General features: G+C 28.8%; 5 protein-coding genes. 4 read left to right on the top strand and 1 reads right to left on the bottom strand.

The genetic code is table 11. From position 1 onward, the window contains the following. Positions 1-71: 71 nt before the first annotated feature. From agaV to GBZ86_RS14120, 4 genes are read left to right on the top strand one after another with little or no spacing between them, the layout of a single operon-like run. Positions 72-548, top strand: a complete 477-nt coding sequence (gene agaV / locus GBZ86_RS14135; protein ID WP_152891723.1) for a PTS N-acetylgalactosamine transporter subunit IIB — start codon at positions 72-74, stop codon at positions 546-548. 21 nt (positions 549-569) lie between these two features. After that, positions 570-1,349 (top strand): PTS N-acetylgalactosamine transporter subunit IIC, encoded by a 780-nt coding sequence (gene agaW, locus GBZ86_RS14130; protein ID WP_152891721.1) that lies wholly within the window; start codon positions 570-572, stop codon positions 1,347-1,349. Continuing rightward, positions 1,339-2,157: a PTS system mannose/fructose/sorbose family transporter subunit IID gene (locus GBZ86_RS14125; RefSeq protein WP_152891719.1), complete on the top strand. Its 819-nt coding sequence runs from the start codon at positions 1,339-1,341 to the stop codon at positions 2,155-2,157. Before agaW ends, GBZ86_RS14125 begins: the two co-directional genes overlap by 11 nt. A gap of 21 nt (positions 2,158-2,178) precedes the next feature. Further along, positions 2,179-2,607, top strand: coding sequence for a PTS sugar transporter subunit IIA (locus GBZ86_RS14120; protein ID WP_152891717.1), 429 nt, complete (start codon positions 2,179-2,181; stop codon positions 2,605-2,607). Between the two features lie 195 nt (positions 2,608-2,802). Here the strand turns inward: GBZ86_RS14120 and GBZ86_RS14115 are convergent, their stop codons facing one another. After that, on the bottom strand, positions 2,803-3,156 hold the full coding sequence (locus GBZ86_RS14115) for a YjgN family protein (protein ID WP_152891715.1): 354 nt from the start codon (positions 3,154-3,156) through the stop codon (positions 2,803-2,805). Between the last annotated feature and the right edge of the window lie 118 nt (positions 3,157-3,274).

The raw sequence follows: 3,274 nt of genomic DNA, 5'->3' as shown, positions 1-3,274 counted from the left end.
AAAATTTAGTATGCTAGTATAAAGTTATATAATACGTTTTCAAAAAAAATTAAAATAATGGAGGAATTTTTATGGCAAATATTTTATTAACTAGAATTGATAACAGATTAATACATGGACAAGTAGGTGTTACTTGGGTTAATCACTTAGGTGCTAATCTTATTTTAGTAGCTAATGATGCTGTAGCTAATGATGAAATTAGACAAGATTTAATGGAAATGGTTGTGCCTGATGAAATACAAACTAGATTTTTTTCATTAGATAAAACTATCAAAGTTATTAATAAAGCTGCCGATAGACAACTTATTTTCTTAGTTTGTGAAACTCCTGAAGACGTTTTAAAGCTTGTTGAAGGTGGAGTTCCAATAAAAAAAGTTAATATAGGTAATATGCATTATACTGATGGAAAGAAACAAATCTCTTCCACAGTATCCGTTGATGAAATTGATTTAGATGCTTTTAGAAAATTAAGAGATTTAGGAGTAGAACTAGAAATTCGTAGGGTTCCTGATGAAAAAGTAGAAGTTGATATTAATAAATTTTTATAAATTTAGAAAGGAGATATACTTATGCTTATACAAGCTCTTTTAATAGCCCTTTGGGCAGGTTTAGCAGGAGTTGATATGTTTGATGGTCTTTTTCATATACATAGACCTATAGTTACTGGTTTTGTTGTTGGATTAATACTTGGTGACATGAAAACTGGCTTAATTGTTGGTGGTACTTTGGAATTAGTTTGGATGGGAATGGTACCCCTTGCTGGTGCTCAACCTCCTAATGTTGTTATTGGCGGTATTATAGGAACTACTATAGCTATACTAGCTGATTTAACTCCAACAGCTGCTATTGGTTTTGCTATTCCTTTTGCCATAGCAACTCAAGCATGTATAACTTTATTATTTACTGCATTTTCTTTAGTTATGAATAAAGCAGATAAATATGCACAAGAAGCTAATTATAAAGGTATAGAAAGAATCAACTATTTAGGTGTTTTAATTGTATTTTTAGTATACTTTGTGATAGCATTTCTTCCAGTATACTTTGGTGCTGAAGAAGCAAAAGTTATTGTGGAAATAATTCCTCAAAAAGTTATTGATGGGCTAGCAATAGCTGGTGGAATGATGCCTGCTATTGGTTTTGCAATGCTATTAAAAATAATGCTAAAAAAAGAATATATTGCATTTTTAGCTTTAGGTTTTACCCTAGCAGCTTATGCTAAATTCCCAATACTAGGAATAGCCATTATAGGTGGTTGTATTGCTCTATACGATTATTATTCTTCTAAAAGAAAAGAAAAGGTTAAACCAATAAGAGTTATAGAGGAGGAGGATTTTAGCGATGGAATCTAATAAAAGTTTAGAAAATTCACCAAAAGAAAAGGTAATAACTAAAAAAGTTATTAATGAAATGATATGGAGATCTCTTTTATTACAAGCCTCTTTTAACTATGAAAGAATGCAAGCTTGTGGTTGGCTATATTCTCTTATTCCCACATTAAGAAGGGTTCATAAAGATGAATATGATTTATCAACAGCTATGAAAGAACATATGGAATTTTTCAATACTCATCCTTTTTTAGTTACATTTATTATTGGATTAGTAGCCTCTATGGAAGAAAGCCATCAAGATAGATCTACTATTAGATCAATAAAAGTTGCAACTATGGGACCTCTTGGAGGAATAGGTGATGCTCTATTTTGGTTAACACTTTTACCTATTTGCTCTGGTATAGGTGCTTCATTAGCTATACAAGGAAATATTGCTGGTCCTATAATTTTCCTTGTATTATTTAACACAATTCACTTTATAGCAATCTTTGGATTAGGACACTATGGTTACAATACTGGAGTTAAAGCCATAGCTTCTTTAAAAGAACAAACTAAAAATATTTCACATGCTGCCTCCATACTAGGATTAACAGTTGTAGGAGGATTAATAGCATCTTATGTTAACTTAAAAACTCCTTTAGTTATAAAAGCTGGAGAAGCTAAAATACCGCTTCAAACTGATATGTTAGATAAAATTCTTCCAAATTTATTACCTTTAGCTTATACCTTCTTAATGTTTTATCTTCTAAAGAAAGGAATTTCTCCAGTAAAATTAATAATAATAACAGTTATAATAGGTATAGTAGGTAAATACTGCTGGATACTATAAAATAAATAAGGTGGTTTTATTATGGTAGATTTAATTATTACAGGTCATGGAAACTTTGCAAGTGGTATGAAAAGTTCATTAGACTTAATATGTGGTAATCAAGAAAATGTCTATGCTATAGACTTCTTAATAGATGATATTCCTGAAATGTTAGAAAAAAACATAAAAGAAATCATAGATAATAGCAATAATGATATACTAATACTTAGTGATTTGTTAGGAGCCACTCCTTTTAAAACTTCAGTATTACTTTCTAATACATATAAAGATAAAAATATAATAGTTATAGGTGGTACAAATTTACCTATGGTTATAGAAACTTCAATATTACTAAAAACTTCTTCCTTAGAAGAGTTAAAAGAAATAGCTCTTAAGTCTGGAGTAGCAGGTATCTCAGAATTTAAAATAAAAACTGAAAAAAATAATTGTCAATGTGATGATGGCATATAACTTTTTAAGCTTTTCAATTACTAAAAAGCTTATATATTAAAAGTTAGCTTAAATCAATTATCTTCTATGAAATAAAATAATGGACTGATTTAATCAGTCCATTTAAATTTTACATTAATAAAAATAGTCTTAAGAAAAATTTACATAAGTATCAAGTACATATTTAAGTATTTAACCAATAAATCTATATAAAGATTACTTAATAACAGTATCCTCAAAAACAGTATTTGCAGTAACCCACTGTTGAAAACGGATTCCTACTACTAAGCTAAACACTCCAAAGGTAATAATAATTAAGAACCACCAAAGAATCCAATGTCCTATTAACTCCTTTGGATCACCTATAAACTTTAACCTTTTACCACATATAACAGTATGCTCACACTTAGCTTCTTGCTCCATACATAAAATCCAAGGATAAGCTAGTCCGAGTGTAACAATACCTAAACTAAGTGTTTTTAAACGATGAATAACGCTATTCTTTAATGTATTATCAAAATATGAATCATACTTTTTCTTGTTAGCTATAATTGTAGAAACTTTTTTCATTTTTTGCCCTCCTTTTAAGTCATATATTACATATAAATTTTTTCATTTCAATTGTACTAAGCTAAATTAATTTATTTACACTAAAATCCTACAAAACCATTTGTAAAAGTATTTATAT

It is taken from the genome of Clostridium tarantellae, assembly GCF_009295725.1.
Lineage (GTDB): Bacteria > Bacillota > Clostridia > Clostridiales > Clostridiaceae > Sarcina > Sarcina tarantellae.
The sequence above is the reverse complement of the archived record's forward strand: the minus strand, read 5'-3'. Positions and strand labels throughout refer to the sequence as shown.